Annotated in this window: 20 protein-coding genes; 13 read left to right on the forward strand and 7 right to left on the reverse strand. The window is 66.9% G+C overall.

Annotated features, from left to right (window positions below):
• Positions 1-148 precede the first annotated feature (148 nt).
• From sucC to AC5P78_RS13505, 3 genes are all read left to right on the forward strand, one after another.
• Entirely contained in the window at positions 149-1,318 is a 1,170-nt protein-coding gene (sucC, locus tag AC5P78_RS13495; protein ID WP_004154430.1) for an ADP-forming succinate--CoA ligase subunit beta, read from the forward strand.
• 21 nt (positions 1,319-1,339) lie between these two features.
• Entirely contained in the window at positions 1,340-2,215 is an 876-nt protein-coding gene (gene sucD, locus AC5P78_RS13500; protein ID WP_005410793.1) for a succinate--CoA ligase subunit alpha, read from the forward strand.
• 241 nt (positions 2,216-2,456) lie between these two features.
• Positions 2,457-4,091 (forward strand): NAD+ synthase, encoded by a 1,635-nt coding sequence (locus tag AC5P78_RS13505; RefSeq protein WP_414489890.1) that lies wholly within the window; start codon positions 2,457-2,459, stop codon positions 4,089-4,091.
• A 280-nt stretch (positions 4,092-4,371) separates the two neighbouring features.
• Here the strand turns inward: AC5P78_RS13505 and AC5P78_RS13510 are convergent, their stop codons facing one another.
• Together AC5P78_RS13510 and AC5P78_RS13515 are read right to left on the reverse strand one after the other, a co-directional pair.
• Entirely contained in the window at positions 4,372-5,574 is a 1,203-nt protein-coding gene (locus AC5P78_RS13510; RefSeq protein WP_060380470.1) for a lipase family protein, read from the reverse strand.
• A 190-nt stretch (positions 5,575-5,764) separates the two neighbouring features.
• Complete coding sequence (locus AC5P78_RS13515; protein WP_024956778.1) at positions 5,765-6,652, reverse strand: outer membrane protein assembly factor BamD; 888 nt, start codon at positions 6,650-6,652, stop codon at positions 5,765-5,767.
• A gap of 113 nt (positions 6,653-6,765) precedes the next feature.
• Here AC5P78_RS13515 and rluD point away from each other — a divergent pair, with 113 nt between their 5' ends.
• The 4 genes from rluD to AC5P78_RS13535 are packed head-to-tail and all read left to right on the forward strand — an operon-like array spanning position 6,766 to position 9,464.
• A complete protein-coding gene (gene rluD / locus AC5P78_RS13520) occupies positions 6,766-7,755 on the forward strand; it encodes a 23S rRNA pseudouridine(1911/1915/1917) synthase RluD (RefSeq protein ID WP_005410789.1) in 990 nt (329 codons plus the stop codon).
• Positions 7,755-8,525, forward strand: a complete 771-nt coding sequence (gene pgeF, locus AC5P78_RS13525) for a peptidoglycan editing factor PgeF (protein WP_111198059.1) — start codon at positions 7,755-7,757, stop codon at positions 8,523-8,525. The genes rluD and pgeF overlap by 1 nt, the downstream gene beginning before the upstream one ends.
• Positions 8,526-8,527: 2 nt before the next feature.
• Positions 8,528-9,052, forward strand: coding sequence for a DUF4166 domain-containing protein (locus AC5P78_RS13530; protein ID WP_181501397.1), 525 nt, complete (start codon positions 8,528-8,530; stop codon positions 9,050-9,052).
• Positions 9,027-9,464: a thiol-disulfide oxidoreductase DCC family protein gene (locus AC5P78_RS13535; RefSeq protein ID WP_005410786.1), complete on the forward strand. Its 438-nt coding sequence runs from the start codon at positions 9,027-9,029 to the stop codon at positions 9,462-9,464. The genes AC5P78_RS13530 and AC5P78_RS13535 overlap by 26 nt, the downstream gene beginning before the upstream one ends.
• 72 nt (positions 9,465-9,536) lie before the next feature.
• Here the strand turns inward: AC5P78_RS13535 and otsA are convergent, their stop codons facing one another.
• The 4 genes from otsA to AC5P78_RS13555 all read right to left on the reverse strand — a co-directional run bounded on the left by otsA (position 9,537) and on the right by AC5P78_RS13555 (position 16,176).
• Positions 9,537-10,901, reverse strand: a complete 1,365-nt coding sequence (gene otsA, locus AC5P78_RS13540; RefSeq protein WP_049413347.1) for an alpha,alpha-trehalose-phosphate synthase (UDP-forming) — start codon at positions 10,899-10,901, stop codon at positions 9,537-9,539.
• Positions 10,898-12,679 (reverse strand): glycoside hydrolase family 15 protein, encoded by a 1,782-nt coding sequence (locus AC5P78_RS13545; RefSeq protein WP_029550881.1) that lies wholly within the window; start codon positions 12,677-12,679, stop codon positions 10,898-10,900. Before AC5P78_RS13545 ends, otsA begins: the two co-directional genes overlap by 4 nt.
• A 39-nt stretch (positions 12,680-12,718) precedes the next feature.
• Positions 12,719-13,477: a trehalose-phosphatase gene (gene otsB, locus AC5P78_RS13550; RefSeq protein ID WP_010481547.1), complete on the reverse strand. Its 759-nt coding sequence runs from the start codon at positions 13,475-13,477 to the stop codon at positions 12,719-12,721.
• 263 nt (positions 13,478-13,740) lie between these two features.
• On the reverse strand, positions 13,741-16,176 hold the full coding sequence (locus tag AC5P78_RS13555) for a TonB-dependent receptor plug domain-containing protein (RefSeq protein WP_414489936.1): 2,436 nt from the start codon (positions 16,174-16,176) through the stop codon (positions 13,741-13,743).
• A 215-nt stretch (positions 16,177-16,391) separates the two neighbouring features.
• Between AC5P78_RS13555 and AC5P78_RS13560 the strand changes: the two genes are divergently transcribed.
• The 4 genes from AC5P78_RS13560 to AC5P78_RS13575 all read left to right on the forward strand — a co-directional run bounded on the left by AC5P78_RS13560 (position 16,392) and on the right by AC5P78_RS13575 (position 21,965).
• Positions 16,392-16,874, forward strand: a complete 483-nt coding sequence (locus AC5P78_RS13560) for a DUF3574 domain-containing protein (RefSeq protein ID WP_010481551.1) — start codon at positions 16,392-16,394, stop codon at positions 16,872-16,874.
• A 36-nt stretch (positions 16,875-16,910) separates the two neighbouring features.
• On the forward strand, positions 16,911-17,768 hold the full coding sequence (locus AC5P78_RS13565; RefSeq protein WP_049395386.1) for an SH3 domain-containing protein: 858 nt from the start codon (positions 16,911-16,913) through the stop codon (positions 17,766-17,768).
• A gap of 129 nt (positions 17,769-17,897) precedes the next feature.
• On the forward strand, positions 17,898-19,616 hold the full coding sequence (locus AC5P78_RS13570) for a thiamine pyrophosphate-dependent enzyme (protein WP_111188915.1): 1,719 nt from the start codon (positions 17,898-17,900) through the stop codon (positions 19,614-19,616).
• 744 nt (positions 19,617-20,360) lie between these two features.
• On the forward strand, positions 20,361-21,965 hold the full coding sequence (locus AC5P78_RS13575) for a SulP family inorganic anion transporter (RefSeq protein WP_414498634.1): 1,605 nt from the start codon (positions 20,361-20,363) through the stop codon (positions 21,963-21,965).
• A 79-nt stretch (positions 21,966-22,044) separates the two neighbouring features.
• On the opposite strand, the gene AC5P78_RS13580 is transcribed toward AC5P78_RS13575, so the two are convergent.
• Positions 22,045-22,755: a glutathione S-transferase gene (locus AC5P78_RS13580; RefSeq protein ID WP_033833006.1), complete on the reverse strand. Its 711-nt coding sequence runs from the start codon at positions 22,753-22,755 to the stop codon at positions 22,045-22,047.
• A gap of 170 nt (positions 22,756-22,925) precedes the next feature.
• Between AC5P78_RS13580 and AC5P78_RS13585 the strand changes: the two genes are divergently transcribed.
• A complete protein-coding gene (locus AC5P78_RS13585) occupies positions 22,926-23,747 on the forward strand; it encodes a DUF3014 domain-containing protein (protein WP_100443391.1) in 822 nt (273 codons plus the stop codon).
• Between the two features lie 181 nt (positions 23,748-23,928).
• Positions 23,929-26,514 (forward strand): ATP-dependent chaperone ClpB, encoded by a 2,586-nt coding sequence (clpB, locus tag AC5P78_RS13590; protein ID WP_012481080.1) that lies wholly within the window; start codon positions 23,929-23,931, stop codon positions 26,512-26,514.
• Positions 26,515-26,540: the final 26 nt, after the last annotated feature.

A 26,540-nucleotide genomic window follows, 5' to 3' on the forward strand; every position in this document is an offset into this window, starting at 1 on the left:
AAATCTGCCCGCGTCTGGCGTTTTGTACAGACTTCTTTGCGCCCCGGCGCCGGCTCGGCCACAATAGTGGGCCCGCCGCGGTCCATGCCGGCGCCCCGCCGGGGCCCTGAGGAATTGCGTGCGGTCGTTCCTATTCCCACGGTGACGCATGAATTTCCACGAATACCAGTCAAAACAACTGCTTGCCGAGTACGGCATCCCGGTCCCGGCCGGCAAGGTCGCTGCGACCCCGGACGAAGCGGTTGCCGCTGCCAACTCCCTGGGCCAGGGCCCCTGGATGGTCAAGGCGCAGATCCACGCTGGCGGCCGCGGCAAGGCTGGCGGCGTCAAGTTCTGCAAGACCACCGACGACGTGAAGGCCGCTGCGGCCAAGATGCTCGGCACCAAGATGGCCACCTACCAGACCGCTGGCGTTGAACTGCCGGTCAACCTGGTGCTGGTGACCACCGCCGGCGAGATCGTCAAGGAACTGTACCTGTCGGTGCTGGTCGACCGTGGCACCAAGACCATCACCTACATCGCCTCTTCGGAAGGCGGCGTGGAGATCGAGCAGGTCGCCGCTGAAACCCCGGAGCTGATCCACTCGCTGAACGTCGACTTCGTCGAAGGCGTGCAGGGTTACCACGGCCGCGATTTCGGCTTCAAGCTGGGCCTGACCGCCAAGCAGGCCGGCCAGTTCGCCAGCATCATGGTGAACCTGTACCGCCTGTTCAACGAAAAGGACCTGGCCCTGGTTGAAATCAACCCGCTGGCCATCCTGGACGACGGCAACCTGTACGCGCTGGACGGCAAGTTCGACAGCGACGACAACGCCGCGTTCCGCCAGAAGGCCCTGGTCGCCATGCGCGACAAGACCCAGGAAGATCCGACCGAAGTGATCGCTTCGGAACTGGACATCAACTACGTCACCATGGACGGCAACATCGGCTGCATGGTCAACGGCGCCGGCCTGGCCATGGCCACCATGGACGTCATCAAGCTCAACGGCGGCGAGCCGGCGAACTTCCTGGACGTGGGCGGCGGTGCCAACAAGCAGCGCGTCATCGAAGCCTTCAAGCTGATCCTGTCCTCGGACAAGGTCGAAGGCATCTTCGTCAACATCTTCGGCGGCATCGTCCGCTGCGACATGATTGCCGAAGGCATCATCGCCGCCGTGAAGGAAGTGGGCGTCAAGGTTCCGGTCGTGGTGCGCCTGGAAGGCACCAACGTGGAAGAAGGCAAGCAGCTCCTGCGTGACAGCGGCATGGCCATCATTCCGGCTGACAACATCAACGATGGCGCCAAGAAGATCGTTGAAGCTGTCAAGAACGCCGCCTGATACCGACACCAAGGAATTCCAATGTCTGTTTTGATCAACAAGAACACCAAGGTGATCGTGCAGGGCTTCACCGGCCAGCAGGGCACCTTCCACGCCACTCAGATGATCGAGTACGGCACCCAGGTTGTCGGCGGCGTGACCCCGGGCAAGGGTGGCACCACCCATATCGACCTGCCGGTCTTCAACACCGTTGCCGACGCCGTGCAGAGCACCGGCGCCAACGCCTCGGTCATCTACGTGCCGCCGCCGTACGCGGCTGACGCGATCCTGGAAGCCGCTGCTGCCGGCATCAAGGTCATCGTCTGCATCACCGAAGGCATCCCGGTGCTGGACATGCTGCGCGTCAAGAACGTGCTGACCCGTTCGCATCCGGACACCGTGCTGATCGGGCCGAACTGCCCGGGCGTCATCACCCCGGGTGAGTGCAAGATCGGCATCATGCCGGGCCACATCCACCAGCCGGGCAAGATCGGCATCGTGTCGCGTTCGGGCACCCTGACCTATGAAGCGGTCAAGCAGACCACCGAAGTCGGCCTGGGCCAGTCAACCTGCATCGGCATCGGCGGTGACCCGATCAACGGCCTGAACTTCGTCGACTGCCTGAAGCTGTTCAACGAAGACCCGCAGACCGAAGGCATCATCATGGTTGGCGAAATCGGCGGCGACGCCGAGGAAGCCGGCGCCGAGTACATCAAGAACCACGTGAAGAAGCCGGTCGTCGGTTTCATCGCCGGTGCGTCGGCTCCGGCCGGCAAGCGCATGGGCCACGCCGGTGCGATCGCCTCGGGCGGCAAGGGCACTGCCGAAGGCAAGTTCGCCGCCATGGAAGCTGCCGGTGTTGTCACCGTCCGCTCGCCGGGCGACCTGGGCGCTGCCATCGCCAAGCTGGTCAAGTAAGACCGCTGGGCGGGGGATTGTAGAGTCGACTGTTAGTCGACTGCTCTTCCCACCGGCTGCTGCAAAACAGAAAGGCCGCCTCCGGGCGGCCTTTCTGCGTCTGGCGCCCTGGCCATCCCGGCAAGCTCATCCACGCATGGCGTGGATCTACTGAGCCGGGGCTGTCCACGCAGCGAGCGCGCCCGGCGCGCGCATGGCGCAGCGCTACAATGGCGGCATTGCAACCACAGGCTGGATTCCCATGGCTTCGATCCGCATCGCGATGGCGCAGTTCGACTTCCCGGTCGGCGACGTCGCCGGCAACACCGAGCGCATCATCGAGATGATCGGCCAGGCGCGCGACGAGTACGGCGCCGAGCTGGTGATGTTCCCCGAGCTGGCGGTGAGCGGTTATCCGCCGGAAGACCTGCTGCTGCGCCCGGGCTTCCTGTACGAGTGCGAGCAGGCAATGATGCGCATCGCCGGTGCCTGCCGCGGCATCACGGCGGTGGTCGGCTGGCCGCAGGCGGCTGGCGCGGTGGTCTACAACGCCGCCAGCGTGCTGCGCGATGGCCTGGTCGAGCAGACCTACCGCAAGCGTGAGCTGCCCAATTACGCCGTGTTCGACGAACGCCGCTACTTCGATGTTGATCCGGACGGTGGCAGCTGCGTCTTCGAGGTCAACGGCATTCCGGTGGGTTTGCTGATCTGCGAGGACCTGTGGTTCGCCGAGCCGCTGGCCGACACCGTGCGCGCCGGCGCGCAGCTGGTGGTGGTACCCAATGCCTCGCCGTACGAGCGCGGCAAGCACGCCCAGCGCGATGCGGTGCTGGCCGCACGCACCCGCGAGAGCGGGGCAGCGATTGCCTATCTCAATGTGGTTGGTGGCCAGGATGCGCTGGTGTTTGATGGCGCCTCGGTGGTGGCCGATGGTGATGGCACGGTGCACCCCGCCGCCGCCGCCTTCGTCGACCAGTGGCTGGTGGTGGAGTACGACGGCCAAACGCGTCGCTTCATGCCGCACGTGTGGATGGACGACGGCGACGAGAGCATGGACGCGCTGGCCTGGCGCGCGGTGACCCGTGGCATCCAGGACTACTGCCGCAAGAACGGTTTCAAGAAGGTCTGGCTGGGCCTGTCCGGTGGCATCGATTCGGCGCTGGTACTGGCGCTGGCGGTCGACGCGCTCGGCGCCGAGAACGTCACCGCTGTGCGCCTGCCGTCGCGCTACACCGCCGGCATGTCCAACGACCTGGCCGCCGAGCAGTGCCAGGCACTGGGCGTGAAGCTGGAAGCGGTCTCGATCGAGCCGGCGTTCAAGGGCCTGATGGAATCGCTGGCGCCCATGTTCGAAGGTACTGCGCCGGACGTGACCGAAGAGAACCTGCAGTCGCGCAGCCGTGGCGTGATCCTGATGGCGCTGGCCAACAAGTTCGGTGGCCTGCTGCTGACCACCGGCAACAAGAGCGAGTACGCCGTCGGTTACGCCACCATCTATGGCGACATGTGCGGTGGCTATGCGCCGTTGAAGGACCTGTACAAGACCGAGGTGTTCGGCCTGTCCAAGTGGCGCAATACCGTGGGCGGCGCGCCGGTGATCCCGCCGGCGGTGATCAGCCGCCCGCCGTCGGCCGAACTGCGCGAGAACCAGCTGGACCAGGACTCGCTGCCGGCCTATGACGTGCTGGACGGCATCCTGTACCGCTACATCGACCAGGAGCAGTCGCGCACGGAGATCGTTGCCGCCGGTTATGACGCGACCGTGGTCGACCGCGTGCTGCGCCTGGTGCGCATCAGCGAGTGGAAGCGGCACCAGGCCGCGCCAGGCCCGAAGGTGTCGCGCCGTGCTTTCGGTCGCGAGCGTCGCTACCCGATCAGCAACGGCTACAAGGGTTGAGGTAGCCGTTGGCAGGTAGTGCCGGCCGCTGGCCGGCAACGCCGTATGCCGCGCATCCACGCATGGCGCGGATCTACTGCCTTTGGTAGTGCCGGCCGCTGGCCGGCAACCCGTATCCCGCGCATCCACGCATGGCGTGGATCTACTGCCTCCGGTAGTGCCGGCCGCTGGCCGGCAACCCGTATCCCGCGCATCCACGCATGGCGCGGATCTACTGCCTCCGGTAGTGCCGGCCGCTGGCCGGCAACCCGTATCCCGCGCATCCACGCATGGCGTGGATCTACCGGGCGTCGTCGAGCAGCTGTTCGAGGCCGGCGGTTTCCGCAGCGTCGTTGAAGTGGCCGTCCCCCAGCCGGGCTCGTACGAATGCCAGGCCATCCGCCGCCGCAGCGTCCAGCGTGCCGCGATGGTCGACCGGGTAGCGCCGGAACGCTACCGGCTCGCCGCGCAGCGCCAGGCCTGCGGCATACAGCAGGGTGGTCAGATAGGGGACGTCGCGGTCCTCGCTGCCGTGGCCCAGCATCAGCGGTTGGCTGAAACCGCGGCGCGGTACGCCGAGATAGTCGTACAGCACGGCCCAGATGCCCGGCACGCTGGTCAGCGGTGCGGTGAACATGCTGCCGGTATCCGCGCCGTCCAGCGTGGTGGCCAGTTCGCCCAGGCACTGCTCGCGTGCCACTGCCACGCGGGTGCGGCCGGTGTCGCTGAGGACGCGGTCGATCTGCGGCGCAACCTGCAGCAGACCGTCGAGCAGATACGCGTGATACGCGTTGAGCGCGCCAGGATTGGCGGTGCGGTTGTCCGGCTTCATCACCAGTGCGGTCAGCTCGACGGCGGTGGGCGTGCCGGTGGTGAAGCTGCCGCGGTAGTGCAGCGACGGGCCAGCATAGGTGGGCGCCAGATGCCCGGCAGTGAGCGCGGCGGCACCACCCTGCGAATGGCCGACCGAGACCCAGCGCGGCGACAGCGTTGCGGTGCCCAGATACTGGCGGCTGGCTTTGACGAGGTCGATGGCATTGCGCGCGGCAGTGCGCACATGCAGATAGGCATGGTCACCTGGACTGCCGAGGCCCTGGTAGTCCGCAGCAACCACCGCATAGCCCTGTGCCAGGAACTGATCGAGGAAGCGGCCGTCGCGTTCGGGTTGGTAGGGGCCGGACACCGAGGGCGCACAGCGATCCGCGATGCCCTGGGTGCCATGTGCCCAGGACACCACCGGCCAGCCGCCTGCAGGCGCCGCGCCGGCGGGCAGGTACAGCAGGCCGGTGCCTTCGGCCAGCTGGCCGCGATGATCCGGGGTGCGGTAGTGCAGCTTGTAGGCCTGCGCGGCCTTGGACGGCACCCATGGCGCGCGATAGGGGGCAGCAGACAGCAGATCGCCCGGTGCGGGTGAGGCAGCCGCCACGGGGCCCGAGGACAGCGCCAGCAGGGCAGTGGCGAGGAGGCAGGCGAGCGGGTGGAAACGGCGGGGCGGTGGGGTCATGGGGCGCTCCTTCACGGCCGGGATGGCCGTTGCGCCGTAGTGTGGAGGGCCTCGCCTACGCCGATTGGGACCGGCGTCGCATCCGCCGGGGATTCGTAGAATTCCTAGTGTCGTGGTCCATGGGCGCACGAACCCTCCACGCATGGTGTGGATCTGCCGACAAAGAAAAGGCCCCTTTCGGGGCCTTCTTTTACTTCTTTTCCAGTCGCGCGTTGCGCTGGCCGGTGCTGGCGGACTTTTCGCCAGCGAACGGGTTCAGCTTGCGGATCATCCACGGGTACTTCGGCCACTTGCCTTCCAGCCACGGGTGGTCCGGCTGGTTCAGCTGCAGGACGCGGCGGGCGTCGTCGGCCAGGGTCTTGTTGCCCAGGTGGGTGTAGGAATCGGCCAGGACGGCGACGGCATCGTACTGGAACGCGCTCTGCGGATAGGTTTCCAGCAGGTAGTTGGCGCGGCCGGCGGCCGAGACCCAGGCGCCGCGGCGCATGTAGTACAGGGCGTTGTCGAGCTCATGCTGGGCGAACACGTCACGCAGCTCCAGCATGCGCTGGCGCGCATCGGCGGCGTAGCGGCTGTTCGGGTAACGGTCCACCACGATGTTGAAGTCCGAATACGCCTGGTGCGGCGTGGACAGATCGCGGCGGCTGGCATCCAGCGACCATACGCGGCGCAGGAAAACCGTACTGCGGTTGGAGTTGGCCAGGCCGCGCAGGTAGTACAGGTACGCGATGTTGCGATGGGTCGGGTAGGTACGGATGAAGCGGTCGATGCTGGACACCGCATCGTCGTGCTTGCCGGCCTTGTACTGCGCGTAGGCGGTTTCGATCATCGCCTGTTCGGTATACGGGCCGTACGGATACTGGGCCACGAGGCGGCGGAAGCTGGTTTCAGCCCCGCTCCAGTTGCCACCCTGCATCAGCTTGTGGCTCTTCTCGTACAACTGTTCGACCGGCGTCCCTTCATCGGGGCGATCGCCCTTCTTGGCGCCACGGTGGCAGCCGGTGGCGGCGATGACCAGCACCAGCAGCAGGGCGGTGAGGCGGACGGGCGCGGAGAGCATGGAGGAGCGTCGGATCATGAGGTCAAGGCGGGACGCGGCTGGAATACGAAGGGTCGATGATAGCCTAGTGTCCTGTCCAGCGACTGAAACCGGCCGCCGGGACCCCAAAATTTCAAAGAATGCCCCCTGCCATGTCTGAACAACCCTCTGAATCGGCCCGCCAGGCCATCGTCCCCGACACCGCTGCCGGCCGCCGTTTCGACGCCGTGGTGGCCGAACTGTTCCCCGAATACTCGCGTTCGCGCCTGACCGAGTGGATCAAGGCCGGGGAGGTCCTGCTGGACGGCGCCCAGGTGCGCCCGCGCGATCCGCTGCGCGGTGGCGAGGTGGTGACCCTCAACGTGGTGCTGGAAACCCAGACCGACGCCCAGCCGGAGGACATCCCGCTGGACGTGCTGTTCGAGGACGAGCACCTGCTGGTGATCAACAAGCCGGTCGGCCTGGTGGTGCACCCGGGCGCGGGCAACCACAGCGGCACCCTGGTCAACGCCCTGCTGTTCCGCGACCCGTCGGTGGCGGTGCTGCCGCGCGCGGGCATCGTGCACCGCCTGGACAAGGACACCAGTGGCGTGATGGTGGTGGCCAAGACCCTGGAAGCGCAGACCGCGCTGGTCGAGCAGCTGGCCGCACGCGACGTGCACCGCCAGTACCTGGCCATCGTGATGGGTGCGCTGGTGGCCGGCGGTACCGCCGATGCCCCGATCGACCGCCACCCGCGCGACCGCCTGAAGATGGCGGTGCGCGAGGACGGCAAGGAAGCGATCACCCACTACCGCCTGCGCGAGCGCTTCCGTGCGCACACCGCGCTGGAGTGCCGCCTGGAAACCGGCCGTACCCACCAGATCCGCGTGCACATGGCGCATGTGCGCCATCCGATCATCGGTGACCCGCTGTACGGCGGTGCGCTGAAGCTGCCCAAGGGGGCCAGCGATGAGCTGGTGGCCGCGCTGCGTGGCTTCAAGCGCCAGGCCCTGCACGCCGAAACCCTGGAGTTCACGCACCCGATCACTGGTGAGTTGGTGCGCAACACCGCGCCGGTGCCGGAGGACATGCTGCACCTGATGAAGGTGCTGCGCGAAGACAGCGAGGCCTTCGCCGCGCGCGAGCGGGACCGTTGGTGATGGCCGCCGCGCTGCCGGTGCTGCAGGCGGACTGGCCGGCGCCGCCGGGCGTCCATGCGCTGACCACGCGTCGGCACGGTGCGGGCATTTCGCCGGCGCCGTTCGCGCAGTTCAACCTGGGCAACCGGCACGCGGCCGACGGTGATACCCCGGCCAACGTCGAGCACAACCGCCAGCTGCTGCAGCAGGGGCTGGGGCTGCCCTCGACACCGCACTGGCTGCGCCAGGTGCACAGCAGCACCGTGCTGCGCTTCACCGCGCCGCCGGTGCGCGGCGCAAGCGAGCCGGTGGCCGATGCCGCAGTGACCTCGGTGCCGGGCGTGGTGCTGGCGATCCTGACTGCCGACTGCCTGCCCGTGGTGTTTGCCGCCGCCGATGGCAGTGAGGTGGGCGCGGCCCACGCAGGCTGGCGTGGCCTGGCCGACGGCATGCTGGAGGCCACCGTGGCCGCCATGCAGACGCCGCCGGCGCAGCTGCGGGCCTGGCTGGGCCCGGCCGCCGGACCGGCCGACTACGAGATCGGCGAGGAGGTCTACCACGCCTTCGTCGGCCATGATCCGGCCGCCGAGGCGGCGTTCGTGGCCACCCGCGCGGGCCACTGGAAGGTGGACCTGTTCGCGCTGGCGCGGCAGCGGTTGCAGGCGGCGGGCATGGACCCGGCGCAGGTCCATGGCGGCACGGTGTCGACCATGGCCGATCCGGACCTGTATTCGCACCGGCGCGACCGTCGCACCGGGCGCATGGCGACGCTGGCCTGGATCGCGCCCTGACCTTGCCGCTGTTCGCGCGCGTGCTGGGGCCGGCCTTCGTCACCCTGGCCGCGCCGGTGCAGGCGTTGCATGCCGCGCCGTTGCCCTGCCGCTACGTGGGGCAGGCGCATATCGTGAGGGGGCGGCACTGGCTGGTGCCGCTGCTGGCCGCGTTGGCGCGGCTGCCGAAGGACGGTGGAGCGTTGCCGACCGAAGTGGCGTTCAGTGCACACGGGCAGGGCGAGCAGTGGGCGCGGCGTTTTGGCCGCTGGCCGATGGTGTCGCGGCTGTGGGCGCACGAGGGATGCCTGCGCGAGCAGTTGGGCGCGGTGCGCTTCGAGTTTGATCTGCAGGCCCGCGAGGGTGGCATCGACTGGTCGGTGCGCCGGGTCTGGGCGTTCGGGCTGCTGCCGTTGCCGAGGCGCTGGTTTGGTGGCGTGCGTTGCCGCGAAGCCTGGCAGGGTGAGCGGTACACTTTCCTGGTCGATGTGACGCTGCCCTGGGCGGGAGCCCTGATCCGCTATGAAGGTTGGCTCGAACCGCAGTGAGGCCGCCGCCGAGGCGGGCAGCGCGGTGATCGTATTCGATGGCGTATGCGCGCTGTGCAACCGCTGGGTGCGCTTCCTGCTGCGTTTCGACCGCGCCGGGCGCTACCGCTTTGCGGCGATGCAGGGGCAGCAGGGCAGCGCGATGTTGCGCGCGCACGGGCTGGACCCGCAGGACCCGATGTCGTTCCTGCTGCTGGACGCGCAGGGTGCCTGGACCGATACCGATGCGATCCTCCGCGTGCTGGCGGGGCTGGGCGGCGCCTGGCGCCTGACCGGCGTACTACGGGCAGTGCCGCGCGGCTGGCGTGATGCCGCGTACCGCGTGCTGGCGCGCAACCGCTACCGCTGGTTCGGACGGCACGACGCCTGTCATCTGCCCGCACCGGAGCAGGCAGCGCGATTCCTGGATTGAAGGAAAAAGGGGACGGAGGGGATCAAGGCGTCTGTGCACAACTGCCTTGATCCCCTCCGTCCCCTTTTTTCCTCAACCTTCCAGCGCGTCCAGATAGCTGCGGCGCCAGTGGTTGATGTCGTAGGTACGCAGATGTTCCATCATCGCGTGCCAGCGCTCCTTGCGCCTGCTCAGCGACATCGTCGCTGCCGTGGCGATGGCGTCGGCCACGCCGTCCAGATCATGTGGGTTCACCAGCAGCGCCTGCTTCAGTTCGTCGGCAGCGCCGGCCAGCAGTGACAGCACCAGCACGCCGGGATCCTCCGGGTCCTGCGAGGCCACGTACTCCTTGGCCACCAGGTTCATGCCGTCGCGCAGCGGCGTGACCAGGCCGACCGCCGCCGCCCGGTAGAAGCCGGTGAGGGTGGCATGGGTGAAGTTCTGGTTGACGTAGCGCAGCGGCGTCCAGTCCGGCTCGGCGTGGCCACCGTTGATGTGGCCGGCGATCTGTTCCAGCTGGCTGCGCAGCTGCCGGTACTCGGTGACATCGCCGCGCGAGACCGGCGCGATCTGCAGGTAGGTCAGCGAGCCGCGCTGGTCCGGGTGGCGCTCAAGATAGCGCTCGAAGCCGAGGAAGCGCTCGGGCAGGCCCTTGGAGTAATCCAGGCGATCCACGCCGATCGCCAGCTGGCGATCACGCAGGCTGTTGCGCAGGTTCTTTACCGCGGCCTTGGTGGCGGCGGTGCCGGCCTGCCGTGCGATCAGCTCGGTGTCGATGCCGATCGGGAAGGCAGCGGCACGGAAGCGGCGCCCGCCCGGTGCTTCCAGCTCGCCGTTGTCGAGTACGCGGCCGCCGCCGAACAGGCGCAGGTAGGTCTGGAAGCGATCAGCGTCGCGCTGGGTCTGGAAGCCGACCAGATCGTAGGCATACAGCGCAGAGAACAGCCGCAGGTGGTCGGGCATCGCCTGCAGCAGGTCGGCCGACGGCATCGGGATGTGCAGGAAGAAGCCGATGCGGCAGCCGATGCCGCGCTCGCGCAGCAGTGCGCCGAGCGGGATCAGGTGGTAGTCGTGGATCCAGACGATGTCATCCTCTCGCAGCAATGGCGCGAGCTTGTCGGCGAACAGCGCATTGACCTTGTGGTAGGTCTCGCGGGTGCCGCGGTCGTAGTCGACCAGGTCCAGCCGGAAGTGCAGCAGTGGCCACAGCGTGCGGTTGGCGAAACCATTGTAGTAGCCATCGACTTCGCGCTTGCTCAGGTCCATGGTGACGTAGTCGATGTCACCGTCCTTCTGCCGGTGCAGCGTGCCGCTGCCTTCCTTTACGGTCTTGCCGCTCCAGCCGAACCACAGGCCGCCGCGCTCCTTCAGGGCGGCCAGCAGGCCGACCGCCAAGCCGCCTGCGCGGTTCTCGCCGGGCACGGCCACACGGTTTGATACCACGACCAGACGACTCACGATGCCTCCTGCCAGGACCGCGACAGGCGCATCGCGGCGGTGATCAGGCCGACGTGCGAATAGGTCTGCGGGAAATTGCCCCAGGCCTCGCCACTGTCGAAGGCCAGATCCTCCGACAGCAGGCCCAGATGGTTTCGCTGCTTCAGCAGCAGCTCGAACATCTCGCGTGCTTCGTCCATGCGCCCGATTGCCGCCAGCGCATCGATGTACCAGAAGGTGCAGATGGTGAAGCTGGTTTCCGGCTCGCCGAAGTCATCCGGCGCGACATAGCGGTACAGCGAATTGCCATGCTTGAGGTCGCGGCCGATGGCATCGACGGTGGCAATGAAGCGCGCATCCAGCGCGTCGATGAAGCCGATATCGGCCAGCAGCAGCAGCGAGGCATCCAGCCGATGGCCACCGAAGGTATCGGTGAAGTGGCCCAGCTCCTCGCTCCAGGATTCGGCCATGATGCGCGCGTGGATGGTGTCGGCGCGCTCGCGCCAGTAGCGGGCGCGGTCATCACGCTTCAGGCGCACGGCGATCTTGCACAGGCGGTCGCACGCGGCCCAGCACATCGCGCTGGTATAGGTATGCACTTCGGTGCGGCCGCGGAATTCCCACAGGCCGGCATCGGGTACGTCATGCAGGGCGAACGCCTGTTCGCCCAGGGGCTCCAGGCGGGCGAAGGTGTGCGCATCACCCGGGTCCTGCAGGCGCCGGTCGAAGAACAGCTGCGTGGACGCCAGCACCACGCTGCCGTAGACATCGTGCTGGCGCTGCACCCAGGCCAGGTTGCCGCGTCGCACCGGGCCCATGCCACGGTAGCCGGACAGGCTGGGTACTTCGTCCTCGTCCAGCTTGGCTTCGAAGCCGATGCCATACAGCGGCTGCAGCGTGCCGTCGGTGGTGGCCAGGTTGAAGATGTAGCCGAGGAACTGCTCCATCGTGCGTGTTGCGCCGAGGCGGTTCAGCGCCCGCACCACGAAAGCGGCATCACGCAGCCAGCAGTAACGGTAGTCCCAGTTGCGCACGCTGCCCGGGGCTTCCGGAATGGAGGTGGTCATTGCCGCGATGATCGCGCCGCTGTCCTCGTACTGGCACAGCTTCAGGGTGATCGCACTGCGGATCACCGCGTCCTGCCATTCCAGCGGAATGGACAGGTAACGCACCCATTCGCGCCAGTAGTCGCGGGTGCGTTGGAAGGCTTCCTGCACATAGCCACTGATCGAGCGGTTGAGCGATTCATCCACGCCCAGGATCAGGTGGATGGGATGGTTGAGTACGAACGGCAGACCGTCGCGCACGAAGCGCACCGGTACATCGGTGGTCAACCGCAGCACATGCTCGGGCAGGATCCAGCGCACGTGGTTGCTGCCCCAGGTGGACTCCGGCACGCGTGCGCCCCAGTCCGCCAGCGGTCGCGCACGCACGGTGATGCGCGGGCTGCCGGCCAGCGGACGCACCTGGCGGATCAGGCTGACCGGCCGGTAGAAACGGTCGTTCTGGCGCCAGCGCGGGGCGAAATCGAGGATTTCCAGTTCGCCACCGTGCGCGTCGCGCAGGACGGTGCGCAGGATCGCGGTGTTGGTCAGGTATTCCTGCTCGCTGCTCGCGAAGTCCTCCAGCTCGATGGCGAAGTCGCCACCGGTCTGCTGGTTGGGACCGAGCAGGGCACAGAAGGTGGGGTCGCCGTCGAAGGTGGGCAGGCAGCTCCAGACAACGCGGGCACGTTTGTCGACCAGGGCGCCGAAGCTGCCGTTGCCGACCACGCCCAGATCAAGATCGGGTTGGGTCATCACGCGGTACATCTCGGTTGCGGCCGTGGGGTGGCCGGGTCAATAGGCATTCTCACGCAGCCAGGCGTGCACGCTGCGTATGTCGGGCAGCGCGAACACCGCCTTGCTCGGTTCCCGCTCGCCCACCAGCACGCTCCAGCCATGCTGGACGTTGGCGGCGTCGAAGCCGAATTCATCGGTGAGGTCGTCACCGAGGAACACCGGCAGGCGGCCGCGGAAGGGCAGGTACTGCATCATCCGGCGCACGGCACGGCCCTTGTCGGTGCCGACAGGCACGAACTCGACCACATGGTCGCCAGGTTGCAGGCGGTAGCTGGCACGGCCACGCACGTGGCGGTCGGCGAAGGCGCGGACATCGCTGGCGGCATGCGGCGCGCCGCGCCAGTGCAGGGCCAGGCCGACGCCCTTGTCTTCCACCAGCACGCCGGGATGGCCGTGGGCGAAGCGCATCGCCTGCTGGTGCAGTGCGTGCAGCCACTCGGCGGTGTCGTCATCGTGTTCGTCACGCAGCACACGACCATCCTGGCCACGCAGTTCATGGCCGTGCAGGCCAGCGGCAGGCAGTTGCAGGGGAGCGAACAGTTGATCCAGCTGTTCAAGCGGGCGACCACTGACCAGTGCCACGGCACCTTCCAGGCGGTCGCTGATGCGGCCGATGGCTTCACGCACATCCGGCAGCAGCTGCACGGCATCCGGGCGCGCAGCGAATTCGATCAGGGTGCCGTCGACATCGAGGAACAACGCACAGGCGTCGTCCAGCAATGGCGGTGGCGGACGCAGGGGGAGCGGTTCAGCCATGACGCCCAGCTTGCCAGCGTGGGCGTGTACGCGGGGTCGAGGGCAGGCTACGGCCTTGCTTCGGTGGGTGCCGACCGTTGGTCGGCACAAAGGGTCAGCCTGCATTCAACCCAGGCAGTGCGGACCAACGGTCCGCACCCACCGAGAGCGATCACTTCCGGTGGGTGCCAACCGTTGGTTGGCACAAAGGGTCAGCCTGCATTGAACCCAGACAGTGCGGACCAACGGTCCGCACCCACCCAAGGCAATTACACCCAGAGCAATCAGAAGGTATAGCGAACGCGGCCGTAGTAGTAGGCGCCGTTGCTGCCGATCGGCGACAGCACGTCATACGGCAGGTTGCCGAAGTAGTGGATATCGCTGTTGGATCGATCCGGGTAGTTGTCGGTCAGGTTCTGGCCGCCGATGGCCACGCTCCAGCGCGGAGTGATGCGGTATTCGACCTCCGCATCCAGCTGCCACTCGGCCTGGTAGGTCTGGCGCGGGATGTAGCCGTCACCGAAGTTGAACACGCGGGTGGCGCTGCCGTAGCGGTTCACACGGGTGCTCAGCGACCAGTGGTCGTTGCTCCATGCGGCCGAGAAGCTGCCGCGGGTACGCGGCGTGGCATCGGTAAGCGTGTTGGTTTCTTCGATGCCAAACAGCACGTAGTCCGGATTCAGTGCACGCAGCTGTGCCGGCGTAGCCAGCACGTTCTTCAGCGTGGTCTTGGTGTAGGCGTAGGTGCCGGTCAGCAGCAGCTGGCCATCGCCCAGCGACTGGCGCCAGTTGCTCACCAGTTCGGCGCCGCGGGTGCGGGTGTCGGCGGCGTTGACGAAGAAGCTGGCGCTCTGCAGGCCACTGACGCCGTAGTTGGCGGCCACATAGTCGGTCAGTGCGTCGCCAGTGATGCTCTCCGACAGCGCGATGCGGTCGTCGATGTCGATCTGGAAGAAGTCCAGCGACAGGTCGAAGTGCTCACCGATGCGGCTGGTGAAGCCCAGCGAGGTGTTGATCGATTTTTCCGGCTTCAGGTTCTGCGCACCCAGGCCGCGCGCGATCGGATTGTTGACCGACAACAAGCGGCCCTGCACCAGCTGACCGCCAGCGTTGTAGCCGGTGGAGGTGGACTCGTAGCCGATCTGTGCCAGCGACGGCGCACGGAAGTTGTTGGAAATGGCGCCACGCAACGCGAACGCCGGGGTGAATTCGTAGCGCAGGCCGAGCTTGCCGGTCAGTTCACCGCCGAAATCATCGTTGTGCTCGTAGCGCGCGGCCAGATCGGTGGAGAACTTCTCGCCGAACTGGCTGGACAGGCTGGCATAGGCACTGGCCACATCGCGCGACAGGCGCGCCGCATCCTGCGGGGTCAGGCCGCCACCGGCCTGCGAACCGGTCGGGCGGTCGGTGAACGGGCCGGCCGCATAGCTGGCCGGGTCACCGGGGCGGGTCTGGTAGCGCTCGTGGCGTGCTTCCACGCCCAGGCCGAGCGTGTGGCTGATGCTGTCGCTCTGGGTGAACACGCGGCTCAGATCGAGGTTGCCCACGGTCTGCGCGTATTCGTAATCGGCGGTCTTGAAGCGGGTCGGGCTGGTCGGGCCCAGCGAGGCGTTGAGCGAATCACGCAGGCGGTAGGTGAAGTCGTTCTGGCCGTAGTCCAGGCTGCCGTCGTAGCTCCATTCGCCCCACTGCCCGCGCACGCCGGCCACGGCCTGCACGTCGCGGTTCTCGCCCTCGGAGATCGGCCGGTATCCATTCGGATAGACCTGCTTCCAGTTGGCATCGCCATCGGGGTAGCGGAAGTAGTTTGCGCCTTCGGTATCGCGCTGGTTGAAGGTGCCGAATGCATAGAATGTCGAGGTCTGGCCCACCGGGATCTCGGTGTTCAGCCACAGGTTGATGTCCTTGCTCTTGCCATCGCCCAGCACATAGTTGCGCTTGCCCTGCAGCGCCAGGTTGCCCGGGGTCTGGTCCCACGGCGGAATCTGGTCGAAGCCGGCACGGTTGGTGCCGTTGCGATGCTTGTATTCCAGGCCGACGCGCAGGAAGCCGCCGTCCTCGCCCAGCGAGGTGCCGACCTTGGCGCTGATGTTGCCGGTCTGGCCGTCGGTGAGGGTACGCCCGATCGGCTTGAGGTCGGTGTGGTTGGCACCGTAGCTGGCCTCGATCTCGCCACCGTCGCCGCCGTTGTCGAGTATCACGTTGATCACACCGGCCACCGCATCCGAGCCATACAGCGCACCAGCGCCATCACGCAGTACTTCGATGCGCTTGATCGCGCTGACCGGGATCGAATTGAAATCAACCGGGGTGGTGCCCTTGCCGATCTTGCTGTCGGTGTTGACCAGCGCGGTGTGGTGGCGGCGCTTGCCATTGACCAGCACCAGCACCTGGTCCGGCGACAGGCCGCGCAACTGTGCGGCGCGCACATGGTCGGCGCCACCGGAGTTGGACTGGCGCGGGAAGTTGAACGACGGCAACAGCGCCTGCAGCGCGCTGCCCAGCTCGCCGTTGACCACGCCGGCCTTGCGGATGTCCTCGGCGGTGAGCACATCCACCGGCGAGGTGGATTCGAGCACGGTGCGGTCGGCGGCACGGGTGCCGGTGACGATCACCGTGTCCAGGTTGGTGGCGTCCTGGGCCAGGGCCGGGACGGCGGCGGAGGAAAGCGCGAGGGCGATAGCGAGGCCGAGCGGCGACGCGGGCAGGCGGACGGACATGGGGGCTCCAGCAACAACGACGACGGGGAAGGGGGGAGATGGTTTCACTTACATCCATCCGGATGAAGCGATATATTATCTTCGCGTGATGACCGGTGCCGATGCAAGCCCCTGCCGGTCCGGCATGAGTTGATGCCCTGCTGGCATCAGCACGCCGGGCCGGTGGCGCTGTACGCTGCCGGCTCGCCTTGTCCCCCTTCCCCGGAGCTGTACCGATGAAACACCTTGGCCTCGTCTTCGCCGTGCTGCTGGCCACCAGTGGCTGCGCCAGCCTGTCCTCGCAGGCGCCCAGCGCCTATGCCACGGCCACCACCGCCGAACTGAAGGGCGATGCTGCACGCCCGTCCGCCGGCCACGGCTGGGTGCGCAGCGAGCTGTATTTCGGCGTGGGCGAGGAGCAGGGCGCCGGCAACCGCCCGCAGGCCGATACCATCAGCGAGGCGCAGTGGCGCACCTTCCTGGACAAGGAAGTCACTCCGCGCTTCCCGGATGGCCTGACCGTGTTCGATGCCTATGGCCAATGGCTGTTCCGCGGTGATGCCGCGCCCAACCGCCTGCGCACCAAGGTGCTGGTGGTGCTGCACGAGGACACCCCGCAGCGCCGCGCCGACATCGAAGCGATCCGCCTGGCGTGGAAGCAGCAGACCAAGCATCAATCGGTGCTGTGGTCGCGGCAGCCGGTCGAGGTATCGTTCTGAGTTGAAGGTGCCGCCGCGGTGTCGCAGGGAGCAATGATGAATTACAGGGAATGCGTGCTGGGCCTGGTGCTGGCGGGCGTGCTGGCACCGTCGGCGCAGGCAAGTGGCGACGACGGCGAAACGCTGCGTTTCCAGGTGGCCGCGCATGTGCAGGCGCATGCCGATCCGCAGCAGGACGGCAGCATCGCCGTGCAGCTGTCACCGTCGGGCAAGCGCCAGACGCTTGAGGGCGCGGCGGATGCCGATGGCAGTTCGCGATGGTCGCTCGAAGATGTCGATTTCGACGGCTACCCGGAACTGGTCGCACGCGCCTCGGTGGGCATGGTCAACGAAGCGGTGACGGTGTACCGGTTCGATCCGGCCAGTGCGGGGTTCCGCGCGCTGCAGGCCGACACCCACGGCAAGGACAGTTGCGGTGACCTGATGGGGTTGAGCGTGGATGCTGCCACTCGAACCCTGACCAGCAGCTGCCGCAGTGGCCCGATGTGGTACACCGACCAGTACCGGTTTGCAGGCGCGACGCTCCATCTGTACCGCTCTGAGAGCGTGCTGATGCTGGGCGATACCTTGAACGCCGCGCTGCAGTGGGAACAGACCGACGAGCAGGGCCCGTTGGCGGTCTGGCGCACGTATGATCCGGCCGGCCGTGTGCTGGAAAGCGCGATTGCCGATGGCCTGGGCGCACCGCCGGACGGGCCGTTGCAGGGGCAGCAGGCGACCGTGGTACCCGCGCGCCTGTTCCTGTTCGACCGACCCGGCGCCTCCAGCACCAAACGCTACCTGGTGCAGGGTGATCGCGTGGAACTGCTGGATGAACAGGACGGCTGGGTGAAGCTGCGCTACCGCAACCCGAAGCAGGGCGCGGTGGAAGGCTGGATCAACGTCAACGATTGAAGAAAAAGGGGACGGAGGGAATCAAGTCGTTTGCGGCACATACGACTTAATTCCCTCCGTCCCTTTTTTGCAGAGGCATCACTTCATCGGGTCTAGCCTCGGATGTTCCCCCGTTCGAGGATGTATCCGATGAGCAAGCGCGTGGCCGAAATCGTGGTGGACGCCCTGCAGCAGGCCGGTGTCCGCCGTTGCTACGGCATCGTGGGCGATACGCTCAACCATGTGACCGATGCGATGCATGGCAGCGAGATCGCATGGGTGCATGTGCGGCATGAGGAAGTAGCAGCCTTTGCCGCAGGCGCCGATTCGCTGGTGAGCGGCGAACTGACCGCCTGCGCCGGCTCCTGCGGCCCCGGCAGCCTGCATTTCATCAATGGCGTGTTCGAGAGCAACCGCAACCGCGCGCCGATGGTGCTGATCGCCAGCCAGGTGGTGACCAGCGAGCTGGGCATGGAATTTCCGCAGGAAGTGGACTTCAAGGCGGTGTACGCCAGTTGTTCGGTGTTCTGCGAGCAGGTGCACAGCGCCGAGCAGGCGCGTCGCGTGGTCACCCTGGCCTGCCAGGCCGCGATCAGCCGCCGTGGCGTGGCGGTGGTGATCCTGCCCGCCGATATCAGCCAGGCAGAAGTGAAGCACGATGTGCCGTTCTCGGTGCATTACACCCAGCCGGTACTGCGCCCGTCGGATGCTGAGCTGCAGCGCATCGCCGAGCTGCTGGGGCAGGGCAAGCGCATCGGCATCTACGCCGGCGCCGGTTGCCAGGGTGCGCACGCACAGCTGCTGGAACTGGCGCGGCGCCTGCAGGCACCGATCGCGCACACCTCGCGCGCCAAGGACTTCGTCGAGCCGGACAACCCGTACAACATGGGCATGACCGGCATCTTCGGCATCGAATCCGGCTTCCACACGCTGATGGAGTGCGACACGCTGCTGCTGCTCGGCGCCGACTTCGCCTGGGGCCAGTTCTACCCGGACAAGGCCACGATCATCCAGGTCGACCGCGATGGCAGCCATCTCGGCCGCCGCCACCCGGTGAACCTTGGCGTGGTCGGTGATATCGCACCGACGCTGGATGCCTTGCTGCCGATGTTGCCGCCGCGCGAGGACAGCAGTTTCCTGGACGAGTGCATCGGGCGTCGCGACAAGGCACTGAAGAAGCGCGAGCAGGAAGAACAGCCGGGCGAGGGTGAACTGATCCACCCGCAGCATCTGACGGCATTGCTGTCGAAGCATGCCAGCGACGATGCGCTGTTCACTGCAGACGGTGGCTCGCCGATGGTGTGGGTGCTGCGGCATATCCGCGTCAACGGCCGCCGCCGCACGCTGACCAGCCTGTTGCACGGCACGATGGCCAACGCGATGCCACAGGCGCTGGGCCTGCAGAAGGCGTTCCCTGGCCGGCAGGTGATCTCGCTGTCCGGCGATGGCGGCCTGGCAATGTTGCTGGGCGACCTGCTGACCGCGGTGCAGGAGAACCTGCCGATCAAGGTGGTGGTGTTCAACAACGGCTCGCTGAACTTCGTCGAGCTGGAGCAGAAGGTGGAAGGCCTGCTGGACAACTACACCGACCTGAAGAACCCGGATTTTGGCCGCCTTGCCGAAGTGATCGGCTTCCACGGCCGCACGGTGACGCGCAGCGAGGATCTGGAAGAAGCGGTGCAGGATTTCCTGTCGCAGCGTGGCCCGGCGCTGCTGGATGTGCATACCAGCCGCGCCGAGCTGGTGATGCCGCCGCAGATCGAGGCCAAGCAGGTGGCCGGTACCGCGCTGTATGCAGCCAAGGCGGTATTGAACGGCCGCTTCGACGACGTGAAGCATCTGCTGGTGGACAACTTCCTGAAGAAGTAGGGAGTTGGTCGATGCAGGGCTGCGCCCTGCACCCGCAGAGGCCAATGCAACAGCCGAAGCAACAGCAACAACCGAAGCAACAGCAACAACCGAAGCAACAGCAACAACCGAAGCAACAGCAACAGCGGGCATTCCGTGGGATGGCAGGGCGGGTCCGGTTGCGGGGGACGCCGTAAACCCGTCCCTGGGGGCTTGGCCGCGGCATCCGTGCCGCGGACACCCCCGCAACCGGACCCACCCCGCCTTCGACAGATTTCTGCGATCTGTCGGAATGGCATGGCCGGTGCCTGATGGGTGTCGACCTTGGTCGACACGGTAGATCCACGCCATGCGTGGATGAACGAATGAATGATCGGAATGATCTTCTGTAGAGCCTGGCCATGCTCGGCTCAGAGGCTTCGCGTACAGCGGCCGAGCAGGGGCTCGGCGCTACAACGAGCGCCTGCCTTTGCTTTTGATCTTTTGATTCTCTTCCGTGGCTGGCACGCGCAGGAAACTGTCAGGGGCCGGGCGGGTGGGCGTCGCGGGGGTGTCCGCGGCATGGATGCCGCGGCCAAGCCCCCAGGGATGGGTTCACGGCGTCCCCCGCGACGCCCACCCGCACGGGCCAGCCCAGGAATCTGCGATCTGCGCCCAGCCACGAGGGGCTCCGCCGTTGGCTGGAACCCATCATTCCACGACGGAATTGGCGCGCTGGCCCCGCTGGGCCTACCATCGGCGGTCCCCACCCCCACCGCCCCTTCCATGTCCGCTCCCGCTTCCGCCGCACCGCGTCGCTGGCTCGTCGCCGGCGACTTCAACGGCTTCTTCGGCCTGGTCGTCGACAACCTCTCCATCCTCGGCTTCATCGCCATGGCCCTGGTCGGGATCTTCCAGTTCCCTGCCGACGTGGTGTTCGGCCGCATGTTCCCCGGCACCGCCTTCGGCGTGCTGGTCGGCAACCTGCTGTACACCCTGATGGCGCGCCGGCTGGCCGCGCGTACCGGCCGCGACGGTGTCACGGCCATGCCGCTCGGTCTGGATGCACCGACCAGCATCGGCATGGCGCTGCTGGTGCTCGGCCCGGCCTTCATCGCGTTCAAGCAGCAGGGCATGGACCCGCACGCTGCGGGCATCGCCACTTGGCAGCTGGGCATGGCCGCGCTGGTCATCATGGGCGTGCTCAAGTTCGTGCTGTCGTTCTTCGGCGAAGCGGTCACCCGCGCGCTGCCGCGAGCCGCGCTGCTGGGTTCCATCGCCGGCATCGCGCTGGTGCTGATGGGCCTGCTGCCGCTGCTGGAAACGCTGCGCTCGCCGCTGGTCGGCTTCACCACGCTCGGTTTGCTGCTGTACGTGCTGATCGCCAAGGGCAAGCTGCCGGTGCGTGGCCCGGGCGTGCTGCTGGCCTTCGTGTTCGGCACCGTGCTGTATTACGGCCTCGGCCTGGCCGGGCTGGGCGCACCCGGCTTCCATGTACCGGAGTGGGTGCCGCCGCAGGTGGTGCTGCCGCTGCCGACACTGGGCTTCCTCGACGGCCTGCCCACCGCGATGACCTACCTGCCGCTGCTGCTGCCGTTCGGCCTGCTGATGGTGGTCGGCGGCATCAACGTGTCTGAAAGCGCGCGCGCAGCCGGCGACGACTACCGCACCCGCGACATCCTGCTGGTGGAAGCGGTGGCCACGCTGGTGGCCGGCGTCTGCGGTGGCGTGGCGCAGACCACGCCGTACATCGGCCAGCCGGCGTACAAGCACATGGGTGCGCGCAGCGGCTACACGCTGCTGACCGGCCTGTTCGTCGGCATCGGCGGCATGCTCGGCATCATCTCCGGGCTGGTGCAGTGGCTGCCGCTGGCGGTGCTGGCACCGATCATCGTGTACGTGGCCATCGATATCACCACCCAGGCCTTCCAGGCCACGCCGCGTCACCACACCGGTGCGATGGTGTTCGGCTTCCTGCCGTCGGTGGCCTACCTGCTGGCGATCAAGGCACCCGGCTGGATCGCGCCGGACCAGCTGCCGCAGCTGCTGACCAAGCTCGACGGCCATGGCCTGCCCGAGCTGGCGGTGATCTTCACCCTCGGCAACGGCTTCATCATCACCTCGATGCTGTGGATTTCGGCGGTGGCGGCGATGGTCGATGGCCGCCTGCGCCGTGCCTGCGGCTTCCTGCTGGTGGCTGCGGTGCTGACCCTGTTCGGCCTGATCCACTCGGTGGATCCGCGTGGTGGCATCTATCTCCCGTGGGAGCTGGACGGCCTGGCGCGCATCATCAGCTGGCAGTTCGCTGGTGCCTACGTGGCACTGGCGTTGCTGCTGGGGTTGCTTTCGCTGCAGAAGCAGCCGGTGCAGCCGCTGGGTGAAAACAACTGACCCAACGGTAGTGCCGGCCGCTGGCCGGCATCCTCATGGGCTTCGGTCGGATCGTGCAGCTGCCGGCCAGCGGCCGGCACTACCGTTCGGCGTCCAGTTCCGGGTAGTGGCGGAAGATACCGTTGGTGTTGAACGGCAACCGCCGCTCCGAGGCCAGATAGGCGGCGATGTTCGGCCGCTTTGCCACCCGCTCCTGCAGCGCGCGCAGCAGGGGCAGGGTCGGCGCCAGTGCCTGCATCCGGCGCGGGAACATGTAGTCCAGTCCGCTCAGCAGCTGGAACAGCGACAGATCAACATAGGAATGCTCACGCAGTGCGTGGCGGCCACCATTGGCGGCCAGCACCTGCTCGAAGTAGCCGAGGAACTTCGGCAGCCGTTCGCCACGCAGGGAGGCGGCCCGTGCCTTGGCTTCGGTCTTCTGCTCTTCGTAGTACTTCGATGCGGCGATCGGATGGTGGGTGTCGTGCACCTCGGCTACCAGATCAGCGATGGTCAGCTGCAAGTGCAGCGCCTGCACCCGCCGCGAGGCCGCCTGCGGCACCAGGTCCAGCGGCGGGCCGAGAAAATCCAGGATCGCGGCGACCTGTGCAATGACCTGGCGGCCCGCCTTCAGGAACGGCGGCGCGAAGGGCTGCGCACCTTCACTGCTGCCATCGAGAAACGGCTGCATCACCGTATCGCCGTGCACCCGCGCCATGTCGATGTAATCGACACCGGCATCCTCCAGCGCAAGCCGCACGAACTCGCCACGGCCCTGGATGCCGGTCCAGTAATACAGCGCGTACTGCATGGCAGTGCCTCCACAGAACAAGGCTCACAGCCTCGCGCGCTGCATGCAAAGCAAGTGTGAGCACGGCCTTGCTGCAGGCCTCAACCCGAACGGCAGCGGAACAGGCGGGGAACCGGCTGCAATCGGTGGGGTCACACCTTCACCATGCGTGTGAAACGAGGTGCTGCATCATGCAGAGTGGAAAGGCGGTATGGCCCTGGGTGTTGGGCGTGGTGGTAATCGGTGGCGCGGGAGGTTGGCTGTTCCGCGATCAGCTGAAGCGCCTGGCAGACGGTGTTTCGGTGCCGGTGCAATCAACCCCCGCCAGTACCAGCGCGCCGCCACAACCGCAGTCGGCCGCAGAACCCGCGCCAGCACCGCCGCCGATCAGGCATCCGCTGGATACCGAGGCCGCGGCCGATCCGGCGCTGCCGAAGCTGGCTGACAGCGATACGGCCGCCTGGGGTGCATTGACCCAGTTGTTCCAGGGCGAGGGGCCACTGACCCTGCTGCTGCGCGATCATCTGATCCAGCGCCTGGTCACCCAGGTCGACAACCTGGACAAGCCCAGCGTGCCGCCGACTGCGCTGGCCGCGCGGCCGCTGCCGGGCAACCTGCAGGTCGAGCCGGGCGAGGGTGGCGAACGCATCGCCGCCAGCAACGCGGCGCGCTATGCACCCTACGTGCAGGCCTTCACCGCGCTGGACCCGGCGGCAACGGCTACCGCCTACAAGCGCTTCTATCCGCTGATCCAGCAGGCCTATGTGGACCTGGGCCGGCCCGACGGGTACTTCAACGACCGCCTGGTCGCGGTGATCGACCACCTGCTGGACACCCCGGAACTGGCCCAGTCCCCAGTGGTACAGCGCGATGAACGCGGCCGCTACCGCTTTGTCGATCCCACCCTGCAGTCGCGCTCGATCGGGCAGAAGGCGCTGCTGCGGATGGATGCCGCCCAGGCGCGGGCGGTCAAGCAGCAGCTGCGGGCGATCCGCAGCGCGATCACCCGCTGAGCCCGTTCACTGCGTGGAACTGATCGGGATCAACACGCCGACCACACCGGTTCCGGCATGCTGGCCGAAGCCTGACTGGCCTCGAGGTGCAGTCGCAGCCACCCTTGAAACCGGGTGGGGCAACCGCATCTTTCCAGCATCGCCGGCGCGGGCCGGCCCTGATGACCGATGAGGATTCGCAATGCGGATGGACAAGCTCACCTCGCGTTTCCAGCAGGCGCTGGCAGACGCACAGTCGCTGGCCGTGGGCCGCGACAACAGCATCATCGAACCGGTTCACCTGTTCAGCGCGCTGCTGGACCAGCAGGGCGGCAGCACGCGTCCGCTGCTGGCCCAGGCCGGGGTGAACGTGCCGGTACTGCGCGAGCGCCTGACCGAGGCGCTGGATGCGCTGCCGAAGGTGTCCGGCCAGGCCGGCAACGTCTCGATGGGCAACGACCTGGGGCGCCTGCTGAACCAGACCGACAAGCTGGCCCAGCAGCACGGGGATGCCTTCATTGCCAGCGAGTGGTTCGTGCTGGCGGCGCTGGACGACGGCGGCACGCTGGGCATGGCGCTGCGCGCCGCCGGTGCCGACAAGACCCGCCTGCAGGCGGCCATCGACAAGCTGCGCGGCGGCGAGAACGTGCAGTCGGAGAATGCCGAGGAACAGCGCCAGGCGCTGGAGAAATACACCATCGACCTGACCGCGCGTGCCGAGAGCGGCAAGCTCGACCCGGTGATCGGCCGTGACGAGGAGATCCGCCGCACCATCCAGGTGCTGCAGCGCCGGACCAAGAACAACCCGGTGCTGATCGGCGAACCCGGCGTGGGCAAGACCGCGATCGTGGAAGGACTGGCCCAGCGCATCATCAACGACGAAGTGCCCGAGGGCCTGCGCGGCAAGCGCGTGCTGTCGCTGGACATGGGCGCGCTGATTGCCGGGGCCAAGTTCCGCGGCGAATTCGAGGAGCGCCTGAAGGGCGTGCTCAACGACCTGGCCAAGAACGAAGGCCAGATCATCCTGTTCATCGACGAACTGCACACCATGGTCGGCGCCGGCAAGGCCGATGGCGCGATGGATGCCGGCAACATGCTGAAGCCAGCGCTGGCACGCGGCGAGCTGCACTGCATCGGCGCCACCACGCTGGACGAATACCGCAAGTACATCGAGAAGGATGCTGCGCTGGAGCGTCGCTTCCAGAAGGTGTTCGTGGGCGAGCCGTCGGTGGAGGACACCATCGCGATCCTGCGCGGCCTGAAGGAAAAGTACGCCGTGCACCACGGCGTGGAGATCACCGATCCGGCCATCGTCGCGGCTGCGACGTTGTCCAACCGCTACATCACCGACCGCCAGCTGCCGGACAAGGCCATCGACCTGATGGACGAAGCCGCCTCGCGACTGCGCATGGAGATCGACTCCAAGCCGGAAGAGCTGGACCGCCTTGAGCGCCGGGTGATCCAGCTGAAGATCCAGCGCGAGATGCTGAAGAAGGAGAAGGACGAAGCCTCGCGGCAGCGCCTGGCCGACCTGGAGAACGACATCGACGGGCTGGAGCGCGAGTTCTCCGACCTCAATGAAATCTGGAAGTCGGAGAAGGCCGCGCTGCAGGGCGCGACCAAGATCAAGGAACAGGTCGAGCAGGCCAAGCTGGAGCTGGAGGCCGCGCAGCGCCGCCAGGATTTCGCCAAGATGAGCGAGATCCAGTACGGGCTGCTGCCGCAGCTGGAAAAGCAGCTGGCCGCGGCCCAGGAGGCCGAGCACAAGGACTTCAAGCTGGTGCAGGACCGCGTGACCGACGAGGAGATCGCCGAAGTCGTATCGCGCTGGACCGGCATCCCGGTCAACAAGATGCTCGAAGGCGAGCGCGACAAGCTGTTGCGCATGGAAGAGGTGCTGCACAACCGCGTGGTCGGCCAGGAAGAAGCGATCAAGGTCGTCTCCGATGCCGTGCGCCGTTCGCGTGCGGGCCTGTCCGATCCGAATCGCCCGGCCGGCTCGTTCCTGTTCCTCGGCCCGACCGGTGTCGGCAAGACCGAGCTGTGCAAGTCGCTGGCCGAATTCCTGTTCGACAGCGCCGACGCGATGATCCGCATCGACATGAGCGAGTTCATGGAGAAGCACAGCGTCGCCCGTCTGATCGGCGCGCCTCCGGGTTACGTGGGCTACGAGGAAGGTGGCTACCTGACCGAGGCCGTGCGTCGCCGTCCGTACTCGCTGATCCTGCTGGACGAAGTGGAGAAGGCGCATCCGGATGTGTTCAACATCCTGCTGCAGGTGCTGGACGATGGCCGCCTGACCGATGGACAGGGCCGCACCGTGGACTTCCGCAACACCGTCATCGTGATGACCTCGAACCTGGGCTCGCACCAGATCCAGGACATGAGCGCCGACGACAGTCCGGAGGCCTACACGCAGATGAAGGCGGCGGTGATGGGCGTGGTACAGGCGCACTTCCGTCCGGAGTTCATCAACCGCCTGGACGACATCGTGGTGTTCCACCCGCTGGACAAGCAGCAGATCAAGCAGATCGCGCGCATCCAGATGCGTGGGCTTGAGAAGCGGCTGGCCGAGCGCGGATTGAAGCTGGCGGTCTCCGATGCGGCGTTCGACCTGCTCGGCAACGTCGGCTTCGATCCGGTCTATGGCGCGCGCCCGTTGAAGCGTGCAATCCAGTCGCAGCTGGAGAATCCGCTGGCGCAGCAGATCCTGTCCGGTGCTTTCGTCAACGGCGATACCATCGAAGTCGGAAACGACGGCGGCCGCCTGGTGTTCGCCAAAGCGTGATTCACACGGGGCGCTGCCTGGCCGTA

The organism is Stenotrophomonas sp. YJH_SMC_133, from assembly GCF_059370655.1.